The organism is Bradyrhizobium sp. KB893862 SZCCT0404 (assembly GCF_018130885.1).
Lineage (GTDB): Bacteria > Pseudomonadota > Alphaproteobacteria > Rhizobiales > Xanthobacteraceae > Bradyrhizobium > Bradyrhizobium stylosanthis.
The window spans coordinates 1-21,354 of sequence record NZ_JAFCLT010000004.1 but is presented as its reverse complement, the minus strand read 5'-3'; the positions used below and the strand labels follow the sequence as shown (position 1 = coordinate 21,354).

Annotated in this window: 15 protein-coding genes and 1 pseudogene; 8 read left to right on the top strand and 8 right to left on the bottom strand. The window is 66.3% G+C overall.

What is annotated here, in order from left to right:
- The first annotated feature begins 30 nt into the window (after positions 1-30).
- From JQ617_RS17890 to JQ617_RS17870, 5 genes are all read left to right on the top strand, one after another.
- On the top strand, positions 31-2,547 hold the full coding sequence (locus JQ617_RS17890; RefSeq protein WP_063683756.1) for a penicillin-binding protein 1A: 2,517 nt from the start codon (positions 31-33) through the stop codon (positions 2,545-2,547).
- A 110-nt stretch (positions 2,548-2,657) separates the two neighbouring features.
- A protein-coding gene (gene prfB / locus JQ617_RS17885) for a peptide chain release factor 2 (protein ID WP_212027466.1) occupies positions 2,658-3,789 on the top strand; the annotation gives its coding sequence in 2 pieces (ribosomal slippage) (positions 2,658-2,726 and positions 2,728-3,789; 1,131 coding nt in all).
- A 2-nt stretch (positions 3,790-3,791) separates the two neighbouring features.
- Positions 3,792-4,673 (top strand): NAD(P)-dependent oxidoreductase, encoded by an 882-nt coding sequence (locus JQ617_RS17880; RefSeq protein ID WP_212027465.1) that lies wholly within the window; start codon positions 3,792-3,794, stop codon positions 4,671-4,673.
- 142 nt (positions 4,674-4,815) lie between these two features.
- The gene (locus JQ617_RS17875; RefSeq protein ID WP_212027464.1) at positions 4,816-5,718 is read left to right on the top strand and encodes a DMT family transporter; all 903 of its coding nucleotides are present in this window, start codon (positions 4,816-4,818) and stop codon (positions 5,716-5,718) included.
- 106 nt (positions 5,719-5,824) lie between these two features.
- Positions 5,825-7,060 (top strand): ABC transporter substrate-binding protein, encoded by a 1,236-nt coding sequence (locus tag JQ617_RS17870; protein WP_212027463.1) that lies wholly within the window; start codon positions 5,825-5,827, stop codon positions 7,058-7,060.
- A 7-nt stretch (positions 7,061-7,067) separates the two neighbouring features.
- On the opposite strand, the gene JQ617_RS17865 is transcribed toward JQ617_RS17870, so the two are convergent.
- The 5 genes from JQ617_RS17865 to JQ617_RS17845 are packed head-to-tail and all read right to left on the bottom strand — an operon-like array spanning position 7,068 to position 12,592.
- Positions 7,068-8,342: an O-antigen ligase family protein gene (locus JQ617_RS17865; protein ID WP_212027462.1), complete on the bottom strand. Its 1,275-nt coding sequence runs from the start codon at positions 8,340-8,342 to the stop codon at positions 7,068-7,070.
- A gap of 10 nt (positions 8,343-8,352) precedes the next feature.
- On the bottom strand, positions 8,353-9,732 hold the full coding sequence (locus JQ617_RS17860) for a glycosyltransferase family 4 protein (protein ID WP_212027461.1): 1,380 nt from the start codon (positions 9,730-9,732) through the stop codon (positions 8,353-8,355).
- Complete coding sequence (locus JQ617_RS17855) at positions 9,729-10,469, bottom strand: ABC transporter ATP-binding protein (protein WP_212027460.1); 741 nt, start codon at positions 10,467-10,469, stop codon at positions 9,729-9,731. The genes JQ617_RS17860 and JQ617_RS17855 overlap by 4 nt, the downstream gene beginning before the upstream one ends.
- Positions 10,470-10,472: 3 nt before the next feature.
- The gene (locus tag JQ617_RS17850; RefSeq protein ID WP_212027459.1) at positions 10,473-12,422 is read right to left on the bottom strand and encodes a glycosyltransferase; all 1,950 of its coding nucleotides are present in this window, start codon (positions 12,420-12,422) and stop codon (positions 10,473-10,475) included.
- Positions 12,423-12,430: 8 nt separating this feature from the next.
- Positions 12,431-12,592, bottom strand: coding sequence for a hypothetical protein (locus JQ617_RS17845; protein ID WP_212027458.1), 162 nt, complete (start codon positions 12,590-12,592; stop codon positions 12,431-12,433).
- A gap of 127 nt (positions 12,593-12,719) precedes the next feature.
- Here JQ617_RS17845 and JQ617_RS17840 point away from each other — a divergent pair, with 127 nt between their 5' ends.
- Both JQ617_RS17840 and JQ617_RS17835 read left to right on the top strand, forming a co-directional pair.
- Positions 12,720-13,604, top strand: coding sequence for a DUF6502 family protein (locus tag JQ617_RS17840; RefSeq protein WP_212027457.1), 885 nt, complete (start codon positions 12,720-12,722; stop codon positions 13,602-13,604).
- Positions 13,601-14,797 (top strand): DUF5666 domain-containing protein, encoded by a 1,197-nt coding sequence (locus JQ617_RS17835; RefSeq protein ID WP_212027456.1) that lies wholly within the window; start codon positions 13,601-13,603, stop codon positions 14,795-14,797. The genes JQ617_RS17840 and JQ617_RS17835 overlap by 4 nt, the downstream gene beginning before the upstream one ends.
- 53 nt (positions 14,798-14,850) lie before the next feature.
- On the opposite strand, the gene JQ617_RS17830 is transcribed toward JQ617_RS17835, so the two are convergent.
- Entirely contained in the window at positions 14,851-16,215 is a 1,365-nt protein-coding gene (locus tag JQ617_RS17830; protein WP_212027455.1) for a M23 family metallopeptidase, read from the bottom strand.
- Positions 16,216-16,327: 112 nt separating this feature from the next.
- A complete protein-coding gene (locus JQ617_RS17825) occupies positions 16,328-17,008 on the bottom strand; it encodes a peroxiredoxin (protein WP_212027454.1) in 681 nt (226 codons plus the stop codon).
- Between the two features lie 204 nt (positions 17,009-17,212).
- On the opposite strand from JQ617_RS17825, the gene JQ617_RS17820 reads away from it, so the two are divergent.
- Positions 17,213-21,025 carry a YhdP family protein gene (locus JQ617_RS17820; RefSeq protein ID WP_212027875.1) on the top strand — a complete coding sequence of 1,271 codons (3,813 nt, stop codon included), beginning with the start codon at positions 17,213-17,215 and terminating at the stop codon, positions 21,023-21,025.
- Between the two features lie 123 nt (positions 21,026-21,148).
- Here the strand turns inward: JQ617_RS17820 and JQ617_RS17815 are convergent.
- Positions 21,149-21,354: pseudogene (locus JQ617_RS17815) on the bottom strand (methyl-accepting chemotaxis protein); the annotation flags it as partial.

Sequence of the window (21,354 nt, the reverse complement as noted above, 5' to 3'; positions counted from 1 at the left end):
TGATCCAGAGTTTGAACGGATAAACACATAATGCGCTTGCTGGTGCGGTTCATGGGCTTCCTGTTCGCCGCGGGAACGGTGGTGTTCCTTGTCGGTGTCGGAGCCGTGGCAGGCCTGATCTGGCATTTCTCCAAGGACTTGCCCGATTACTCTCAGCTTCAGGATTACGAGCCGCCGGTGATGACCCGCGTCCACGCGGTCGACGGTTCGCTGCTCGGCGAATATGCCAAGGAGCGGCGGCTGTACCTGCCCATCCAGGCGGTACCGAAGCTCGTGATCAACGCCTTCCTCGCGGCCGAGGACAAGAATTTCTACGAGCATGGCGGCATCGACTACACCGGCATGGCGCGCGCCGGCGTGCTCTACCTGCAGAACTTCGGCTCCAACCGCCGTCCGCAGGGCGCCTCGACGATCACCCAGCAGGTCGCCAAGAACTTCCTTCTGACAAACGAGGTCTCCTTCTCGCGCAAGATCAAGGAAGCCTTGCTGGCGATGCGCATCGAGAAGACCTACTCGAAGGACAAGATCCTCGAGCTGTATCTGAACGAGATCTATCTCGGCCTCGGCGCTTACGGCATCGCAGCCGCCTCGCTGGTCTATTTCGACAAGTCGGTGAACGAGCTGACGGTGGCGGAAGCCTCCTATCTGGCGGCGCTGCCGAAGATGCCGGCGACGCTGCACCCGGTCCGCAACCGCGACCGTGCCGTCGAGCGCCGCAACTACGTGATCGATCGTCTGCTGGAGAACGGCTGGATCAAGCAGGCCGACGCCGACAAGGCGCGCAAGGAGCCGCTGGCCGTCACCAATCGTTCCAACGGCGCCCACACCTTCGCCGGCGAATATTTCGCCGAGGAAGTCCGCCGCGACATTTTCGAGCGCTACGGCGAGAAGAAGCTTTACGAAGGCGGCCTGTCTGTCCGCACCACGCTCGATCCGAAGATCCAGGTGATGGCGCGAAAGGCCATGGTTGCCGGCCTCGTGAACTATGACGAGCAGCAGGGCTATCGCGGCGCCATGAGCAAGCTCGATATCTCCGGTGACTGGGGCGTGAAGCTCGCCGAGATCAAGTCGCTGTCCGACATCTCGCCGTGGCGCATGGCGGTGGTGCTGGAGACCAGCGACCAGTCGGCGCGTATCGGCTTCCAGCCGAGCCGCGAGCTCGGTGGCGCCATCAGCAAGCAGCGCGAGACCGGCCTCGTCACCGTCGACGGTGTACGCTGGGCGAGGGCGGCCCAGGGCAACGCCAAGGGCAGGACCCCGACCTCGGTGGCGCAAGTGCTGCAGCCCGGCGACGTCATCTATGCCGATCCGCTCTACACTAAGGAGGGACAGCCGGTCGAAGGTCAGTACCGCCTGCGCCAGATCCCCGAAGTGTCCGGCGCGATGGTTGCGATGGATCCGTGGACCGGCCGCGTGCTCGCGATGGTCGGCGGCTTCTCGTTCGACCAGAGCCAGTTCAACCGCGCCACGCAGGCCTACCGGCAGCCGGGCTCGTCGTTCAAGCCGATCGTCTATTCGGCCGCGCTCGACAACGGCTACACGCCGTCGACCGTCGTGCTCGATGCGCCCATCGAAATCGACCAGGGGCAGGGCGCCGGCGTGTGGCGGCCTGAAAACTTCTCGTCGGGCAAGTTCCAGGGACCGGTGACGCTGCGCAACGCGCTGCGGCAGTCGCTCAACACCGTAACGGTGCGCCTCGCGCAGGACATCGGCATGCCCCTGATCGGCGAATATGCCCGCCGCTTCGGCGTCTATGACGAACTACCGAACTATCTCTCCTACGCGCTCGGCGCCGGAGAGACCACGGCGATGCGCATGGTCACGGCTTACTCGATGCTCGCCAATGGCGGCCGCCGCGTGAAGCCGACGCTGATCGACCGCATCCAGGACCGCTACGGCCACACCATCTTCAAGCACGACCAGCGCGAATGCCGCGGCTGCGATGCACCGGGCGGCTGGAAGAACCAGAACGAGCCGCAGCTGATCGACCGCCGCGAGCAGGTGCTGGATTCCATGACCGCCTATCAGATCACCGAGCTGATGGAAGGCGTGGTGCAGGCTGGTACCGCGACCGTGGTGAAGGAGGTCGGCAAGCCGATCGCCGGCAAGACCGGCACCACCAACGAGGCCAAGGACGCCTGGTTCGTCGGCTTCTCGCCCGACGTCGCGGTTGCGATCTACATGGGCTACGACAAGCCGCGCGCGCTCGGTAAGGGCAACGCCGCGACCGGCGGCCATCTGGCCGCGCCCATCGCGCGCGATTTCCTCAAGCTCGCGCTCGCCGACAAGCCCGCCGTTCCGTTCAAGGTGCCGGCCGGCATCAAGCTGGTTCGCGTCGTCTCCAAGACCGGCATGCGCGCCGGCCCCGGCGAGACCGGCGGAACCATTTTGGAGGCCTTCAAGCCGGGCACGGCGCCGCCGGATAATTACTCCGTCATCGGCGTGGCCGACGCGGACGGGCGCGGCGGCGGCGGCATGCCGGCCTCGCAGCAGCAGCAGCCGGATTCCGGCTTCTTCATGCGGCCGGGCACCGGTGGTCTCTACTAAGGCTTAGGACAAGACTGACGATTGCGGTTCGGGCGGTTGCGCTTTGCAGCCGCCGCCGTTACATCCCCATTTCGAATTGCACGCGGAATTCCGCGAGACCAGAGAACGACATGCGCGCCGAAATCGAACGGTTGGTAGAAGAGATCAAGCAGTCAGTCGGGCTGCTGAGGAGGCATCTTTGACGTCGAGAAATCGACGGCACGCCTCGCCGAGCTGAACAAGCTCGCAGAAGATCCCAATCTCTGGAACGATCCCCAGAAGGCCCAGAAGCTGATGCAGGAGCGGACCTCGCTTGAGGATTCGCTGTCGGGCATCGGCAAGGTCGAGCAGGAGCTCGAAGACGATATCGGCATGATCGAGCTCGGCGAGGCCGAGGGCGATGACGGTGTTGTGGCCGAAGCCGAAGCCGCGCTGAGGAACCTCAAGAAGGAAGTCGCGCGGCGCGAACTCGAGGCGTTGCTGTCGGGCGAAGCCGATCGCTTCGACTCCTATCTCGAAGTCCATGCCGGCGCAGGCGGGACCGAGAGCCAGGACTGGGCGCAGATGCTCTTGCGCATGTACACGCGCTGGGCCGAAACGCACGGCTTCAAGGTCGAGTATCTCGAAGAGTCCGAGGGCGAAGAGGCCGGCATCAAGTCGGCGACCATCCAGGTCTCCGGGCACAACGCCTACGGCTGGCTGAAGACCGAAGCGGGCGTGCACCGCCTCGTGCGCATCTCGCCGTTCGATTCCAACGCGCGGCGGCACACCTCGTTCTCGAGCGTGCAGGTGTTCCCCGTCATCGACGACAGCATCAAGATCGACATCAAGGAATCCGACGTCCGCGTCGATACCATGCGCTCGGGCGGCGCCGGTGGCCAGCACGTCAACAAGACCGAATCCGCGGTGCGCCTGACCCACATCCCGACCGGCGTCGCGGTGGTCTGCCAGGCCGGCCGCTCCCAGCACAAGAACCGGGCGCAGGCCTGGGACATGCTGCGCGCGCGCCTTTACGAGATCGAGCTGAAGAAGCGCGAGGAGAAGGCTGCCGCCGATCAGGCCGCCAAGACCGATATCGGCTGGGGCCACCAGATCCGCTCCTACGTGCTGCAGCCCTACCAGATGGTGAAGGATCTGCGCACCGGCGTGCAGACCTCCGACACGTCGGGCGTGCTCGGCGGCGATCTCGACGAGTTCATGGCCGCGACGCTGGCGCAGCGCGCCTTCGGCACCACCGCTGGCGACGTCGAGGACGTGGACTAGCCATGACACGCGTCGCCTTCATCGGGCTTGGGCGGATGGGCCATGGCATGGCCGGCCGCTATCTCGATGCCGGCTTCACGGTCACGCTGTGGAATCGCAGCAAGGCCAAGGCGGAAGACCTGATCGCGCGCGGCGCGCTGTGGGCGACCTCGCCGGAAGATGCCGCGATCGATGCCGATGCGGTCGTGACCATGGTGGCCGACGACGAGGCCTCGCGCGCGGTCTGGCTCGGGCCGGAGGGCGCGGCCAAGACGGCCAAAGCCGGCACCATCGCGATCGAATGCTCCACGGTCTCCTATGACCACGCTCGCGAGATGGGCCGCGAGCTGAACGCGCGCGGGCTGATCTATATCGACTGCCCCGTGACGGGATTGCCGGATGCGGCAGCCGCCGGGAAGCTGACGCTGCTGGTCGGCGCAGATAGCGCCGATCTCGAGCGCGCCCGTCCTTTCCTCGAGCCGATCGGCTCGACCATCCGTCATTTCGGCGCGGTCGGCTCCGGCACCGTCTACAAGCTCATCAACAATCTCATGGGCGCGATCCAGATTGCCGGCCTTGCCGAAGGGCTCGCGATCGCCGAGCAGGCCGGGCTCGACATGAACCTGGTGCTGGAGTCGATCCAGGCGGGCGTCGCCGCAAGCCCGCAAGTGCAGCGGCATTCGAAGCGCATGGTCGCCCGCGATTTTTCCGGCGCGACCTTCACCGCAGCGTTGCGGCACAAGGATGCCGCCTACGCCGTGAAGCTCGCCGAGAGCCTGCTCGCCGACAAGCCGCTGGTGTCGCGCGCCGCGGTCGAGTCCTATGCGCAGGCGAAGGCGGCAATGCCCGACGACGATGAGGGCAGGATGATCGAGCTGGTGTCGCGGCCGAAGCAGCCGTCCTAGGCCGAACGCAACCACATGGAGCAGCTTCGCTCGCTCCGCGGCCTCCGGACATTGGGTCTGCAAACCGAGCTTCATCGGAAATCGGGTGGCTTTCGCCATAGCCGCGTTCTAGGCGACAGGCTCGGCCGCCGAGATGAGACACATGTCCCCGAATGACAACCGGATCGACGCGCGAGACTGGTCGCTGCTCGCTGTGCTCTCGGTGCTGTGGGGCGGCTCGTTCTTCTTCAATGGCGCGGCCTTGCGGGAATTGCCGCCCCTGACGCTGGTGTTCTTGCGTGTCGCGCTCGGCGCGGCCATGCTGCTCCGCATGCAAGGGATAGGTTTGCCGAAGGGCATTGCGGGATGGAAGCCGTTCTTCGCGATCGGACTGCTCAACAACGTCATCCCATTCTCGCTGATCGTGATCGGCCAGACTTTCATTCCGAGCGGGCTGGCGTCGATCCTGAATGCGACGACGCCGCTGTTCACGGTGATGGTGATGGCGGCAGTGGGCGAAGAAGCCTTGCAGACGCGGCGCGTGGCCGGGGTGGTTCTGGGTGTCGCCGGCGTGGTCGTCCTGCGCGGATGGGGCATCGAGACGCGGCCGGGGCAGGGGCTCGGCATCCTGCTTTGCCTGGGCGGCGCCCTCAGTTACGGCTTTGCGGCGCTCGCGGCGCGGCGGCTGCTGAAGGACCCGGCGCCGCTTGGAACGGCGACGTTTCAATTGATGGCATCGACGGTGATGATGGCGGCCGTCGCCGGAATCATGGAGCAGCCGTGGCATCTGCCGATGCCCGGCGCCATGACGTGGCTGGCTGTACTTGGCCTGGCCACCCTGTCTACGGCGCTCGCCTACATCGTGTTCTTCCAGATCATCCGGCGCTCGGGCGCGAGCAATGTCATGCTGGTGACGCTGCTCATTCCCGTCACCGCGATCCTGCTGGGCTGGCTGGTGCTGGGCGAGCCGATCTCTGCGCGCGAGATCGCGGGCGCGATTGTGATCGGCAGCGCGCTGCTGGTGATCGACGGGCGTGCGCTCGGCTTGCTGTGCCGCGTCGAATAGGTTCCGCAACAACGTTTCACGCTGCGGAAAATCGAAGCGCTTGCCAGCGACGAGTCTCCTTGCGACACTCTCCACAAAACAAGACTACAAAATAGGGGAGAGACCGATGCCGGGTCGTCGCAAGAATCTCGCTGCCCTCGTTCTGCTTGCTGCCGGAGTGCTCGCCACGGCACCGGCCTCTGCGCAGAAGAAATACGACCCCGGCGCCTCCGATACCGACATCAAGATCGGCAACATCATGCCCTATAGCGGGCCGGCGTCGTCCTATGGCGTGATCGGCAAGACCGAGGCCGCTTTCTTCAAGATGATCAACGAGCAGGGCGGCATCAACGGGCGCAAGATCGACTTCATCAGCTATGACGATGCCTATTCGCCGCCGAAGGCGATCGAGCAGGCGCGCAAGCTGGTCGAGAGCGACGAAGTGCTGCTGATCTTCCAGTCGCTCGGCACGCCCTCGAACTCCGCGATCATGAAATACATGAATGCGAAGAAGGTGCCGCAGCTCTTCGTCGCCTCCGGTGGCACCAAGTTCGGGGACCCGAAGAATTTCCCATGGACCATGGGTTTCCAGCCGAACTACCAGAGCGAAGGCCGGATCTACGCAAAATACATCCGCGACAATTTTCCGAACGGCAAGATCGCGGTGTTTTGGCAGAACGACGACGCCGGCAAGGACCAGTTCAAGGGCCTGAAGGACGGGCTCGGCGACAAGGCGAGCATGATCATCGCCGACAAGTCCTATGAGGTGAGCGACCCCTCGATCGACTCGCAGATCGTCGCGCTGCACGATTCCGGGGCGGATATCTTCTTCTCATGGGCTGCCCCGAAAGGCTCGGCGCAGGCGATCCGCAAAGTGGGCGAGCTCGGCTGGAAGCCGAAGTTCTTCCTCGCCAACACCGCGACCTCGGTCGCCTCGGTGCTCAAGCCCGCCGGGCTCGACTATTCCAAGGACATCATCTCGACCGTCTATCTCAAGGATCCGACCGATCCGACCTGGGACAAGGACCCGGCCGTGATCAAATGGCGCGCGTTCATGGACAAGTATTATCCTGACGGCGACAAGGCCAACGCCAACAACATCTATGGCTATGTTCAGGCCGAGGCGATGACCCAGGTGCTGAAGCAGTGCGGCGACAATCTCACGCGTGAGAACGTCATGAAGCAGGCCGCCAACCTCAAGAACTTCCACACCGATTTGATGCTGCCCGGCATCATGGTCAACACCTCGGCCGACGATTACTTTCCCATCGAGCAGATGCAACTGATGCGCTTCAACGGGCAGGCCTGGGAGCTGTTCGGCGACGTCATCACCGGCGAGGTCGGCCACGAGCGCAGCCAGTAGCCGGAGCCTAGCCGCGGGCGCGGGCCTTCAGGACAATGCCGCCGGCGACGCCGACGCCGAGCACATACATCCAGCCCTCGTGGAAATCGAACAGATGCGAGTTCAGCAATGAGCTCGCGATGTTCTGCACGACAACGACGAGGCCGATCCAGGCGGCAAGGCCCTCGCCGAGGAACAGGCGAAGCTGGGCGATCCACATCACGTAGAGCAGGACGACGCCCAAAAGGCCCCATTGCATCGCGACGTTGAGGGTCTGGTTGTGCGGATTGCTGACGATCTCCGCAGCGAGGCTGTTTTCGCCGGTGGCGGCGCGCTCGAACTGGCGCTTGATCGCGCCGGTGCCATGGCCAATCAGCGGCGCCTCGACGACGGCGTGGAGCGCCTTGCGCCAGTAGGTCAACCGCTGCGCGGTCGAGGCGCGGCTGATGTCTTCGTGCCCGTGGCGGTATTCGACGGCGATGTCGGCGATGCGCTGGCGCAGATAGGGCGACGCCGTCCAGGCCACCGCACTCGCGACGATCGTGCCTGCCAGCAGGACGAGCGTCGCCCGGCGGCTTAGATGTTTCCAGGCAAACAAGACCAGCAGCACGGCCATGCAGAGCAGCGCCGTGCGGGCCGCGGCGACGAACACCATGTTGGTGACGAACAGCAGGATCAAGGCCAGGCAGAAGGTCGCCGCGACCGAACGACCGTCGCGCCAAAAGGTCAGAGCGGGCAACACCAGCGCAAAGGCGCAGAGCGTGAACTCCTGGCTCTGGTCGATGTAGTTCTTGACGGGAACGCCTGAGGAAGCCGTCGCAGTGATCTTCCAGGCGGGATCGAGCAGGACGATCCAGGAGAAGACCGCAAGCAGGGCACAGGAGACGAGAAAGGCGAGGCCGACCCAACAGCCGCGATCGGACCGGCTGAAATGGTGAAGCAGCGGCGGGATCAGCACGAGCTTTGCGACCGGCTTGATCGCATGCAGCCGGTCTGGCCAGCTCCCCTCCGACCACAACGTGCCCACAAGCGCGAGCAGCAGGAGCGCGAAGGGTAGGGCGAACGCCGGCCACGTGAGCTCACGCGCATAGTCGCGCCAGTCGATGGTCGGCGTTACCGCCAGCAGCCAGAGGCCGACGAAGATCGACGGCGCCGTGGTGGACCAGGGCAACGACGCCGCAATCAGGACCACGAGCACATCCGCGGTCCGGATCAGCGCGCGCGACTGACCCAGCGAATGCCAGCGGCCGTGGATGTCGCTAGGTGCGGGCGGACCGGACCACAACGCGGATTCGGCGGTCATGCGCAGATGCCTAGCGTGCCGCGACCAGCCGCTCCCTGGGCACCTCGCGCCCGAGGAAATCGCGGGCCTGGGTCTCATAGCCGAAACGCGCCGCAAGCTCGTGGCGCCGCGCGCGGATCTTGCCGCGCCACTCCTCCTGCCGCGTCAGCACGCGGGTGACGGAGGCCGCGATCGAGTCCGTCGAGAACGGGTCGAAATAATCGGCAAGTTCCCCCGCGACCTCGCGGAAGACCGCGATGTCCGAGCACAGCACCGGCGTGTTCGCGGCCAGCGCCTCGATGATCGGTACGCCAAAGCCTTCGGCCAGGCTCGGCATGATCAGGCCGTGCGCCTCGGCGATCAAGGCGGCCTTCTCGTGCTCGTCGACATAGCCGGCGAAGCGGACGTTTTGCGGGAGGTTGCGCATCCGGCTGGTCTCGCCGGCATAGCCGATCACGACGAGATCGGCCTGCGGCACGTCACGGAAGGCGCGGATGACGGCGGCGACGTTCTTGCGTGGCTCGTTGGAGACGATGACGACAAAGCTCGGCCGCCCCGGACGCCCCGACGGGGCTGGGAGGTGCAGGACATCCGGGGCGTCGAACCGGGTGCGGGGATACACGACCCGCGCCGGTAGATGCGCATATTGCGGCAACAGTTCCCTGAACCGCATCATGCTGTAATTTGAAACGAAGGCGAGCTCGTCGGCCTGACGCAGGCTGGTGCGTATGCGCGCCAGGAACTGCCGCGTGGCAATGTCGCTGAGCTTGAGATCGGTCAGCGGCAGCAGATCGTGAACGACGCAGATCACCTTGGCGTCCGGCCTGCGCTTGATCGCCACCCGGGTCGGGGTGTCCACGACAATGACGTCGTAGTCGCGGGCGTCGATCCGCGGCGGCGGCAGCAGGAAGAAAGCGGAGGAGTCCTGGTAGTTGAAGAATCCGGATTCGAGCTGGAAATCGCTGAACAGCTCGAGATGGCTCAGATCCGGCGGAATATATTCGAGGGCTGTGGGCCGGTTCTCGATCAGCCGCACATTCAGGCCACGCAGGCCGATAGCGCGCAGGAGGCAGAGTATGTTGTCCCGCGACAGCAACGTTCCGGCCCTGTGACGGAGCCAATCGAATTTGCCGCGCGCGCCGCTGAGCGTCACCGGGCCACTCACGTTGATCTCGTCGAGGAAGCGATAGAGTGCCAGCAGCTCGATGTTGCGGGCCTGTGCCGCGAACAGCTTCGTGCGCCGCTCGCGCCGGCAAAGCTTGCGATAGCGTTTCGAGGTCTCGACGAGCAGCGTGAGCTCGTGCCCCTCCGAGGCGAGCGAGCGGACCAGTTCCCGGGTGAAATGGAAGATGCCGCGCTTGTGGTTGGGTTGTCCGAGCGACTCGGACACGACGAGGATGTTCTGTTTCATGCGCGTTTCTCGCGAAGCTCAATGGCGTGTGTGGCGTGCGGCTCGACCGTGACAGTCGAGGCGATGCGGCCGTGATCGAGATTGATGATGCTGGTGCAGGTGCGGCGGAGCAGCGGCTGGTCGTGCGAGGCGATGATCACGATCGCCGCCTGCGACACCATGTTCAGCAGCCGCTGCTGCGCCTTCTCCGCAAAATGCTCGTCGACCACGCTGAGCCATTCGTCGAGCAGGAGGATGTCGGCGGGAAAGGCGGTGGCGGTCGCAAACAGCACCCGCATCAGCATGCCCGAGGAGAACATTCGCAGCGGCAGCCGCCGCATGCGCTCCTCGAGCTCGGTGAAGGCCCAGATCTCGTCGATCACGGCGCGGCTCGGCTTGTGTCCGCTGATCCGCAGCAGCAGTGCGATATTGTCCTCCGCCACGAAATCCAGGTTGACGCCGGCGTTGAGGCCGAGCAGGGGCACGACGCTGCCCTTAAGCGCAACGCTGCCGCTGCTCGGCGGATACACGCCGGCGATCAGCCGAAGCAGCGTCGACTTGCCGGAGCCGTTGGGACCGGCGAGCCCGATGCGGGCGCCGGCTTCCGCCTCGATCGTGACATCGTCGACGGCGCGGATGATCCGCATCTCGCCGGGCTCGCGGATGAGATGCCCGAGCAGCCGCCGCTTCAGTGAGAAGTCGTAGGCGCCATAGAGCGGGTAGTCGAGACAGACGTTGCGAAGACTGACCGAGACCATGCGTCAGATCCAGAATGCCGCTTTGCGCAGGTGGACCAGCGTCAGCACGCTCGCGAGCATCAGGAGCGTCAGCACGATGAGGACGTAGACGATGCTGGCGGGATCGACATGGCCGCCCGCCAGCGGCTCGCGCCACACCGCGAACAGATGCGTCAGCGGATTGATGCGCATCACCGTCGAGCGGTGGTTGATGATGTCGGACGACCAGATGATGGGCGAGGCGAGGAAGGCGAGCATCAAAGTGGATTCGATGATCGGCTTGAGATCGCGATAGCGAGTGGCCATGGCGCCGAGGACGAGGCTGAGGGCGAAGGTGCAGGCCACGAACAGCAGCAGGCCGGGCAGCGCCGCCAGCCCATGGGAGAGGTCGTGCGGCGAGAACACGAGCCACAGCAGCAGCGGCACGCAGGCATTATGGAGTGCGAACAGCGCCTGACGGAAGGTGCATTGCAGAAGGAAGATCACCGGCGGCAGCGCCCGGTCGCGGATCAGGCTCGCCGAGTTCTGCAGCGCCGTGGTCGCATCCAGCACCACGCCGTTGAGGAAGGTCCAGGCCGTCATCGACAGCGCCAGCATCGGCAGGCGCGCCAGCATGCCGGTGTTCGACATCTGGCCGATCACCGAGCCCAGCACCAGGACCACGATCGCCATCTGCAGCGACATCCAGAACGGGCCGAGCAGCGAGCGGACGTAGCGGTGCCGCATGTCGGACCAGGCCAGTGCCGCCGCGATCCGCACCGTATCCAGCCAGCCGGTCGCTTGCGGACGCTCGGCGGTCGCCGGTCGCTCCGCGTTGGATGCGGCGACGGCGTCGCGGTAGACGGTCTCCATGCCCTGCTTGAACGCCGTAGCTGAATAGCGGGACAGGGCGCGCGTGCGCGCCGCCAGTCCCATGCGGCGGCGCCGCTCGGGATCACGGATCAGGGTGTCGATGGCCTCGCCGAGCTTCTCGGCGTCGCCCGGCGGCACGGTGATCGCCTCCATGCCGTGGCGGGCGACGCGCGGCACCGCGGTGTCGAGCGCGGTGTTCACGACCGGACGGCCGGCCGCCATGGCCTCGAGCTGGGCGAGGCCGAAGGTCTCGGCGTTGGTCACCGACGGCATGACGAAGACGTCGGACAGGCACATCAGCTTGATGCGCTCGCAGTCGCTGACCGAGCCGAGCAGGCGCACGCGGTCGCCGAGGCCGAGCTCCTGGATCAACTGCTCGAGGCGCGGCCGCTCGACGCCCTCGCCGATGATCCAGACCTCGAAATTGTGCCTGGCCGCGGCGCGGATGAGCACGTCGTAGCCCTTGTAGGGCACCAGCCGGCCGCAGGCGAGCACGAGCCGCCCGCGATCGTTGACGTGATGCGGCTCGATCGTCGGCCAGTCATAGCCTGAGGTGTCGATGCCGAACGGCACGACGTGGCACTTGTCCGCGAATTCGCGCAAGAGCGGCGTCTTGTCGATCAATACGTGGTCAGAGACGATGATCGCCTTGGCCCGGCGCAGCGTCCGCCGCATCAGCGGCTGGATGAACCAGCGCAGCCCAGCATGGGTGACGATGTCGGCGTGCCAATGCACCACCAGCGGCCGCCTGGCGCCGAAGCCAAAGGCGAAGACGAGGTCGGCGAGCGGGAAGGGGGCGTGGAGCGCGAGCAGATCGTGCGTCGCGATCTTGCGCCACAGACGCCAGGGATAGGTCGGAGCGGCGGGCAGCGACATGATGTTGCCGAACGAGCGGACGCGCTCGACCGGCACGTCGTTGACGACGATCTCGCGCCGCTCAGCCGATTGCGAACAGACCAGCACGGCGGAGGCGAACGCGTCCTTCAGGCTCGCGCAGATGTCGCGGATCACCGTCAGCGTGCCGCCGAACAGGTCGGGATAGTAGATCTTGAAGATGTGCAGCACCGACGGGCGGCGCGGGGCTTCGTGCGTTTCGGGTGAAGTCTCTTGGGTGTGATGCATGGGCGCGGTCAGCCTGCGAGAAGCGCTGCGACGAACGGTGCGGCCAGCACCGAGATGAAGATCACGCCGCGCAGCAGCGCGGGCAGCATCGGCTCGATTGCGCCGTGCCCCCAATCGGGAGCCGGCACAGCACGCTGTGAACTGGAAATGCGGACCAAGCGGTCAGCCATGGGTGTGATTCCCTTTACGTCGCGCCCCTCAGTGGCGTTTCGTATATGTGGGAAAATTTACCACGTCAATCGCAAAACGGGAAAATGTGGGATTGTGTCCCACGTGGGGCATTGGTACAATTCAGACATGAATGCGAAGTCCGGGCCCAAAGCAGCGGCACCACAGCCGAATGCCGCCGCGAAGCTGCACGCGCCGCTGGCGCGGCTGCTGCGCCCGCTCGTGCGTCTGTGCATCCGGAGCGGCATGACGTTTCCGGCACTGGCGCAATTGCTTCGCGAGCTCTTCGTCAACGTCGCCGAGCATGATTTTGCGCTGGAAGGGAAGGAGCAGACCGACAGCCGCGTCAGCCTGCTCACCGGCATCCATCGCAAGGAGGTGGCGCGGCTGCGCGGCGCTGGCGCGCCCGTGCACGAGGCCCCCGCTGCGGTGTCGCTGACAAGTGCCGTGATCGCGCGCTGGCTCGCCGCCCCCGAATTCACCGACGCCAAGGGCGAGCCGCTCGCGCTGCCGCGCACGGCCGAAGGCGATGCGCCGTCATTCGAGCAGCTCGTCGCCTCCGTCACCAAGGACGTGCGCCCGCGCGCCGTGCTCGACGAGTGGGTCGACCGCAAGCTCGTCACCATCAACGACAAAGACGAGATCGAGCTGGTCGAGGCCGCTTTCGTTCCGTCAGGCGAGGACGACAGCAAATGGCATTATCTCGGCCGCAATTTGCACGACCACATCGCCGCCGCCGCGCATAACGTCTCGGACGGGCCGCGCTTCCTCGAACGCGCAGTGCACTACAACAACATCTCGCCCAAGCTGGCACGGCGCCTCGAGGCGCGCTCGCGCGAACTCGCCATGGACGCGCTGAAGACCGCCAACCGCGAGGCCAACCGCGCGCTCGCCAAGGACAAGGGTGGTGACGCCCGCTGGAATTTCGGCATCTACATCTACAGCGAGGACGCCGACCAAGAGGGCGAGACGAAGGACGCCGGCAAGGAAACCGGCAAAGAGGGCGGTTCATGAGCCGGCCGCCGCTGATCTCCCGCCGTCTGCTGTTGATGGGATTCTGGCTCGCCGGCACGGCGATGGCCCGCGCGCAGGTCAAACGCGGCACCGACCAGGGCATCGGCGGCACCGGAATCACGCGCGGCGATGACCACGGCATCGGCGGCACCGGCATCGTCGGCGTGATCCAGCGCTTCGGCAGCATCTACGTCAACGGCGAGCGCGTGACCTATGCCAGCGATGTTCCGGTCCGGATCGACGGCGAGCCGGCCGGCACCGGCAGCTTGCGCATCGGCCAGCTCGCGCGCGTGGTCGCGACCCGGCAGGCCGACGGCACGCTGGTCACGCGCAACATTGCGATCGCGAGCGAGGTCGCAGGGCCGATCGAACAGGTGAAGGGCAACGAGCTGACGGTGCTGGGCCAGAAGATCGTCGCCGGCGACAAGGAGAGCAAGCTTCGCGCCGGCGCGCAGGTCGCCGTCTACGGCCTGCGCCGCACCGACGGCGTCATCGTCGCAAGCCTGGTCGAGCCGCGCCGTGATACGGCCGCGCGCGTGACGGGTCTTGTCGAGCGCGGTCCCGAGGGGCTGCATATCGGCGGGCTCAGGCTGAACGGCGTCGATCCGCTGCTGGTCGGGCAGCGCGTCCAGGTCGAGGGCAGTGCGAGCCTGGGCGCGATGCAGGCCGCGCGCACGCGGATCGATGATTTCTCGGATCTCGTCGGCGCGAGCCGGCTGTCGATCGAAGCCTACGTGCAGCGGTCGGGCGCGAATCTCCAGCTCGGCTCGGGGCTCCTCGCGCGCGACGGCTCACGCTTCGGACCGGCTGCGGGCGAAGCTCGCATGGTCGTCAACGGCGTGTTCGATCGCTCGCGCGGCCTCCAGGTGGATTCGGCGCAGGCGGTCAGTCAATTCCCGGGCGCGCCGAAGCAGTCGCCTGGTGGCACCGGCGGTCCCAACCGGTCGGGCGGTGGCTCGATCCTGCATCCCGATCGCGGCGCGCCGAATCCCGGCAGCGGTCAGCCCGGCCCTGGCGGCACGCCCGCGCCTGGATCGAGCCCCGGTGCAAACCCAGGCTCTGGGCCGACCGGACCGAGTGGCCCCTCGGGCCCTGGCGGCATGGGCTCGCCCGGCGGACCGATGGGGCCCGGCGGCGGAATGGGTGGCGGAGGCTTTGGTGGTCCCGGAGGCGGGATGGGCGGCCGGCGCTGAACCGGTCCGCGCGCTCTGACAGAGCTTGGCTTGGATTTGGCGAGAGCTTGGGCTCAGCCCGCGCTGAGGCGGACGCCGGCGCGCAAGAACTTCTGGGGGTCGACGGCTTCGCCGTCGATGCGGGTTTCGTAGTGCAGATGCGGGCCGGTCGAGCGGCCGGTCGAGCCGACGAGACCGACGACCTGGCCGATCTTCACGATCTCGCCGACCTTGACGCTGATCTCGGAGAGATGGCCGTAGCGCGTCGAAAGCCCGTTGCCGTGATCGACCTCGATCATGCGGCCGTAGCCGCCGGACCAGCCGGCCGAGACCACCTTGCCATAGGCGGTGACGCGGACGGGATCGCCGGTCGCGGCGCGGAAGTCGAGGCCGGTGTGCATCGCCGGCCGGCCCAGGAACGGATCGCTGCGCACGCCGAAACCGGAGGTGAACTCGACCTCGCCGATGACGGGCTTGCGATAGGGCACCAGCGCCAGCGTGCGATTGAGCCGATCCAGTTCGGCGCGGGTCGTGTTGATGCGATTGAGCTGCTTCTCGAACGGCCCGGCATTGGCGGTCAGCTTGACCGGAACGAACGGTCCGCCCATCGCGCTGCGCGGCACGGCGGCTTCGAGACTGGCGAGATTGAGGCCGAGATCGCTGACGACGCCGCGCATGCGGCGCATGCGCGAATCCATGCCGTCCTCGACGGCGCTCAGCGCCGCGATTTGGCGCCGCTCGACCTGGTCGAGCGAGGTGGTGAGTCGGACCAGGACGTTGTCGAAACCCTGGTTCTTGGCGAACTGGGTCGGAGCGGCCAGCATGGCCGGCGCGCGCGACTCGAGCCGCGCCTCGCGATCCGGCGGCGCCACGAAGATCACGGTGTCGCTGATCGGCGACGGCTTGGGCGTGCCCTGCGTCGCGCCCTGGTTGGCATCGCCGCGCTGCGGCGCCGTGCGCGGGATCGATCCCGTCACGTCGGGCATGGCGCCCAGCGCCGTTGCCCGGGACTCCAGCGCCGTCTGGCGCTTCATGATCTGGTCGAGCTTCTGGTCGAACTGCTCCTGGTCGAGCAGCTGGCGGCTGGTGGTCCGGTCGACCTTGGCGCGCAGCTCGGCGATGCGGTCCTCATAGGCGTATTGCATCTCGGCCTGGCGGGCGATCAGCCGGGTCAGGACGTCGTCGCGGAAGGCAAAATAGGTGGCGGTCGCGGCCGACCACAGGCCGAGCAGCACGACGGTGCCGACCACGATCCAGAACACGACCGGTCCGAGACGAACCTGCTTGCCGTGATGGACGATGGTGTAGGCGTCGTCGGCGTCGGGAAGCGGAATCGCAGCGGCCGCTGCGACGGCGAGGGGACGCCGATGGTAAGCCCGTCCGTGGTCGTGGGGGTGATGCTGCGGGTACTGCGTATATTGGGCAGAACTTTTCGACATCGGCACTCCCGGCGCCGGTCGGATGGGTTCCTTGCGGCCTAATTGCCGCGGCAATCTGGGCCCGTCATGGTTAATTTTCCGGAAACGGAACCGTTAGAACTTAACGGGCTGGTTAAAGACTTCTTGCCGCTTCCAGCACCTGATCGGCATGGCCGTCGACCCGGACATTGCGCCAGACCTTGGCGACCTTGCCGTCGCTTCCGACCAGCACCGTAGTGCGAAGAATCCCGAGGAAGCTCTTGCCGTACATGGATTTTTCGCCCCAGGCGCCATATGCCTCGAGCATCTCGTGCTTCTCGTCGGAGATCAGCGGGACGCCGAGGCTATGCTTGTCGCGAAACTTCTCCTGGGCCTTTAACGGATCCGCGGAAATGCCGACCACGGCCGTGCCGGCGGCGGTGAAGGCGCCGGCAAGGCGGGTGAAGTCGATGGCCTCCCGGGTGCAGCCGGGGGTGTCGGCGCGGGGGTAGAAGAACAGGACGAGCTTCTGGCCGGCATAGTCCGCCAGCGTGGCCACGCCGCCGCCGTCGCGGGGCAGGCGGAAGGCGGGGGCTTTCTGACCTTCCGTCAACGCCGGCTTCGCCGCAGGCTTCGATCTGGAGGAATTTAACTGTTTCGACGCGGCCCCATGCGATGCTGTCTTTGCTATGCTCCCGGTTGATTTGCCGGCCGGCGTCCGCTGTGTTTTCCCAGCCTTTGTTTGAGTCGTTGCCCGGGTTTTCGGGGTCTTCTTTTTAGCGGTTGCGATGCCGGAGGGCGTTTTGGTCGATTTCTTTCGGGATTTCTTGGACATACGCCTTCCTTTCGACGCTTTCGGCCTGTCAACCGAAGCGGTATTGCAGCTCTCGTCCGGTGTGCCGGAATCGTGCCCTCGGCTGGGCAAGTCTGACGACGCCGGAGTATGGTTACAAGGAATTCCACGCACCACCCCACTGCTCGTTGAACGCGCTCCCGGGGCGAAATGACGAACAGCAGGAATATTCGAGGTATGGCGGCAATGCCGGGGCGGGGCGCTTCGATCCCTGTCGACGGCTGCGGTCCCGGCGGCGCTCAACCCCACGACGGGCGCCTGTATCGAGAGGCAATGGCAAGGAATACGTCGCCCCAGGACTACAACCGGGATTTCGATCGGCAGCGCGGCCAGGACGAGCCGCAGCAATGGGACGACGCCGACTGGGATCCGGAGCAGGAAGCGGCGGCGGGCCATCGGGCACGCCGGCTGCTGTCGCGTTCCCATTCGGGCTTCCATCGCTTTGGTGACGGCTTCGGCTCGATGCGCCGATGGTTCGGCGGCGGCCGCTGGCTGAAGCGGCTGGCCCTGGTGGTGGGCGCCCTCATCGTCATCTTCGTCGGCTGCTTCGGCGCGCTGTGGTGGCGGCTTGGCGCGGGGCCCATCAATCTCGACATCGCAACGCCCTGGCTGGCGGCCGCCATCGAGGACAATATCGGCCACGGCAACACCGTGGAGGTCGGCGGCACCCAGATCGAGCGGGCCGGGCGGGTCCGCATCGCCGTGCGCATCCGCGACATCATCGTGCGCGACCGCGACCACGCCATCGTCGCCAGCGCGCCGAAGGCGGAGGTGAGGCTGTCGGGCGCGGGCCTGCTGATGGGGCATCTGCGCGCGGAAAGCCTCAACCTGGTCGACGCCGAGCTCGCCATCCGCATCGCGCCGGACGGGACCGTCACGGTCTCCGCCGGCGACACCGCAAAGCCGCTGGCAACGGGCGTTGCCTCCAAGAAGGATGCCGGCCTGCCGCCGACATTCCCGCGCAATGGCGTCCCGCCGCCGCCTTTCGCCACTGCGCCCGCGGGCCAGGACACCTCGCAAGCCGCCTCTCAGGCCGCGCCTCAGGCGACAGCGCAGAGCGGAATCCTGCAGGGCCTCGACTGGCTCGACAGTCTGAGCATGACCGGCCTCGACGGGCAGAACCTCAACGAGATCGGCCTGAAGAACGGCAACCTGATCGTCGACGATCAGCAGCGCGGCAGCAAATGGACCTTCGAGAACATCACGCTCAGCCTGCGCCGGCCGAGCCGCGGCGGCGTCGCGCTCAGCCTCGGCGAGGAGGGGGCGAAGCCGTGGATGCTGCGCGCCACGATCGGCCCCGCCGAGAACGGCGTGCGCTCGGTCGACATCAAGGCCGACAAGGTCTCGACCTCCAACATCCTGCTGGCGCTGCGCGTCAAGGATCTCACCTATACCGCCGACCTGCCGCTGACCGGCGAGCTCAAGGGCGAGCTCGGCCGCGACGGCGTGCCGACCTTCTTCCGCGGCAAGATCACGATCGGCGCGGGCAACATCATCGACACCGATACGCCCGATTATCCGATGGCGATCGATTCCGCCGAGATCAATATCGAGTGGGACGCCAACCGGCGGGTGCTGGTCGCCCCGTTCAAGATCCTCTCCGGCGCCAACCGCCTGACGCTGCTGGCCCATGTCGAGCCGCCCAACGGCACCATCAACGACTGGCAGCTCGGCTTCAGCGGCGGATCGATCCTCCTCGGCGGCATCGACAACGAGCCGCCGCTCGTCTTCAACCGCATCGCGATCGGATTCCGCTTCGACACCGACCACAAGCGCATGCTGCTGACGCAGGCCGATGTCTCCAACGGCGAGATCGGCGTCGCCGGCACCGGCGCGATCGACTATTCGGGCGAGCCGCGGCTCACGCTCGGCTTCGCGGGAACGCCGATGTCGGCCTCCGCGCTGAAGCGGATGTGGCCGACGCTGATCGTGCCCGAACTGCGCGAATGGGTGATCGAGCGGATCGAGCGCGGCACGCTCCAGCGCATCGAGATCGGCGTCAATTCACCGACCAAGAACCTTCCGCGCAAGGGTCCGCCGATCCCCGACGACGGCCTCTCGGTCAACATCGTGGCGAGCGGCGTCGCCGTGCGCCCCGTCGACGGCATGCCCGTCGTGCACGATGCCGATCTGAAGGCGCGCGTGACCGGGCGTACCGCGACCGTGAATATCACGCAGGGCATTGCCGACACGCCCGCCGGCCGCAAGGTCACGATCTCCGATTTCACCTTCGAGGTGCCCGACATGGCGCCCAAGCCGTCGCCGTCGCGCACGCGCTTCCGCGTCGACGGTCCCGTGCCTGCGGCCGCCGAAATGCTCGCCAATGATCGGCTCAGCGATCTGTCGGCGACCGTCGTCGATCCCAACACCGCCAAGGGCACGTTCTCGGCGAACATCCAGCTCGGCATGCCGGTCAAGGGTGAATTGACCAAGGCCGACACCACTTACGCCGTCAGCGCCGATCTCAACGGCTTCTCCGCCGAAAAACTGGTGATGAACCAGAAGCTGGAGGCCAACAACCTCAAGATCGCCGCCAACAACCAGGGCTACCAGGTCAAGGGCGACGTCAAGATCAACGGGCAGGCGGCTTCGCTCGACTACCGCAAGCCGGCCGAGGGCGATGCGGATGTCCGCTTGCAGGCGACGCTCGACGATGCGAGCCGCGCCCGTCTTGGCTTCGATCTCAGCCCCGCCGTCAGCGGCTCGCTGCCGATCAAGCTGTCCGGCAAGATCGCCGGCGGTCCGGACCAGACCACCAAGCTCGGCGTCGAGGCCGACCTGACCTCGGTCAAGCTCGACAATATCCTGCCGGGCTGGGTCAAGCTGCCGGGCAAGTCCGGCAAGGCCAGCTTCAAGGTGGTGCCGACGGCGCAATCGACCCGTTTCGAGGACATCGTCATCGAAGGCGGCGGCGCGTCGATCAAGGGCTCGCTCGAGGTCGATCCGAACGGCGACCTCATGAACGCGAACTTCCCGACCTACGCGCCGTCGGACGGCGACAAGGCGTCGTTGAAGGTCGAGCGTAGCCAGGACGGCGTGGTGCGCGGCAGCATGCGCGGCGACGTGTTCGACGGCCGCGGCTTCCTGAAGTCGGCGATCTCAGGCAACTCCAAGGACGATGCCAAGAGCAAGCTGAAGAACGTCGATTTCGACATCGACGTGAAGCTCGGCGCGGTCGCCGGCTTCAACGGCGAAGCGATGCGCAGCGTCGATGCCAAGATGTCGAAGCGCAGCGGCGCCATCAAGGCTTTCACGCTGAGCGGCAAGATCGGCCGTGATACGCCGGTTGCGGCCGATCTGCGCGGCGGCCGTGCCCAGGGCAATCGCGAAGTGATCTACCTCCAGACCAACGATGCCGGCGCGCTGCTGCGCTTCACCGACACCTACACCAAGGCGGTCGGCGGCCAGATGGTGGTGGCGATGGAGCCGCCGACGTCGGAGCCGAACACCGCGCGCGAAGGCCTGATCAACGTGCGCGACTTCACCGTCAAGGGCGAGGCGCAGCTCGAGCGCGTCGCCGCGGGCGCGCCCAACGGCACCGGCAACGGCGTCTCCTTCAGTGCACTGCGCGCCGAGTTCACCCGCCAGAACGGCGCGCTCACGATCCGCGACGGCGTCGTCAAGGGACCGATGATCGGCGCCACCATCGAGGGCTCGATCGACTATCCCGGCAACCAGGTCTGCATGAGCGGCACCTTCGTGCCGATGTACGGCGTCAACAACATCTTCGGCCAGATTCCGCTGTTCGGCATCTTCCTCGGCGGCGGCAACAACGAGGGCCTGATCGGCGTGACCTACGAGGTCGTCGGCACGCCGGCCGCGCCGGTGATGCGCGTCAACCCGATCTCGGCGATGGCGCCGGGCCTGTTCCGCAAGATCTTCGAGTTCAACACCGGCAAACAGAACTCGCCGTTCGAGGAATTCCCGTCGCAGTCGAACGACGGCTCGACCGGCTCGACGCGCCAGCTCTCGAGCGGCTGCAGCCTCGCGCGGCGGTAACCGAGGTCGTCATGCCCGGGCTTGTCCCGGGCATCCACGCATTTTCCTATCGTCAGCGCCGAGAACGTGGATGGCCGGGACAAGCCCGGCCATGACGCGTGTAGGGATGGTGGCGGCTGGACCTTACGCCGCGCGCACGCCGGCGAGGAACGTTCCGACTTCGCCGGAGAGCTGCTCGGCCTGCTTGGAGAGGTTGGAGGCCGCGGCAAGCACCATGCCGGCGGCGTTGCCGGTTTCGTTGGCGGCGGTGGAGACCCCGCCGATATTGGTGGTGACCTCCTTGGTCGCTTCCGCGGTCTGGGAGACGCTGCGGGCGATCTCGGCGGTGG

Excerpts from the sequence above, each read along its gene's own strand:
- JQ617_RS17890 (WP_063683756.1), top strand. The coding sequence starts at position 31 with ATGCGCTTGCTGGTGCGGTTCATGGGCTTCCTGTTCGCCGCGGGAACG.
- JQ617_RS17880 (WP_212027465.1), top strand. The coding sequence starts at position 3,792 with ATGACACGCGTCGCCTTCATCGGGCTTGGGCGGATGGGCCATGGCATG.
- JQ617_RS17875 (WP_212027464.1), top strand. The coding sequence starts at position 4,816 with ATGTCCCCGAATGACAACCGGATCGACGCGCGAGACTGGTCGCTGCTC.
- JQ617_RS17870 (WP_212027463.1), top strand. The coding sequence starts at position 5,825 with ATGCCGGGTCGTCGCAAGAATCTCGCTGCCCTCGTTCTGCTTGCTGCC.
- JQ617_RS17865 (WP_212027462.1), bottom strand. The coding sequence starts at position 8,342 with ATGACCGCCGAATCCGCGTTGTGGTCCGGTCCGCCCGCACCTAGCGAC.
- JQ617_RS17860 (WP_212027461.1), bottom strand. The coding sequence starts at position 9,732 with ATGAAACAGAACATCCTCGTCGTGTCCGAGTCGCTCGGACAACCCAAC.
- JQ617_RS17855 (WP_212027460.1), bottom strand. The coding sequence starts at position 10,469 with ATGGTCTCGGTCAGTCTTCGCAACGTCTGTCTCGACTACCCGCTCTAT.
- JQ617_RS17850 (WP_212027459.1), bottom strand. The coding sequence starts at position 12,422 with ATGCATCACACCCAAGAGACTTCACCCGAAACGCACGAAGCCCCGCGC.
- JQ617_RS17845 (WP_212027458.1), bottom strand. The coding sequence starts at position 12,592 with ATGGCTGACCGCTTGGTCCGCATTTCCAGTTCACAGCGTGCTGTGCCG.
- JQ617_RS17840 (WP_212027457.1), top strand. The coding sequence starts at position 12,720 with ATGAATGCGAAGTCCGGGCCCAAAGCAGCGGCACCACAGCCGAATGCC.
- JQ617_RS17835 (WP_212027456.1), top strand. The coding sequence starts at position 13,601 with ATGAGCCGGCCGCCGCTGATCTCCCGCCGTCTGCTGTTGATGGGATTC.
- JQ617_RS17830 (WP_212027455.1), bottom strand. The coding sequence starts at position 16,215 with ATGTCGAAAAGTTCTGCCCAATATACGCAGTACCCGCAGCATCACCCC.
- JQ617_RS17825 (WP_212027454.1), bottom strand. The coding sequence starts at position 17,008 with ATGTCCAAGAAATCCCGAAAGAAATCGACCAAAACGCCCTCCGGCATC.
- JQ617_RS17820 (WP_212027875.1), top strand. The coding sequence starts at position 17,213 with ATGCCGGGGCGGGGCGCTTCGATCCCTGTCGACGGCTGCGGTCCCGGC.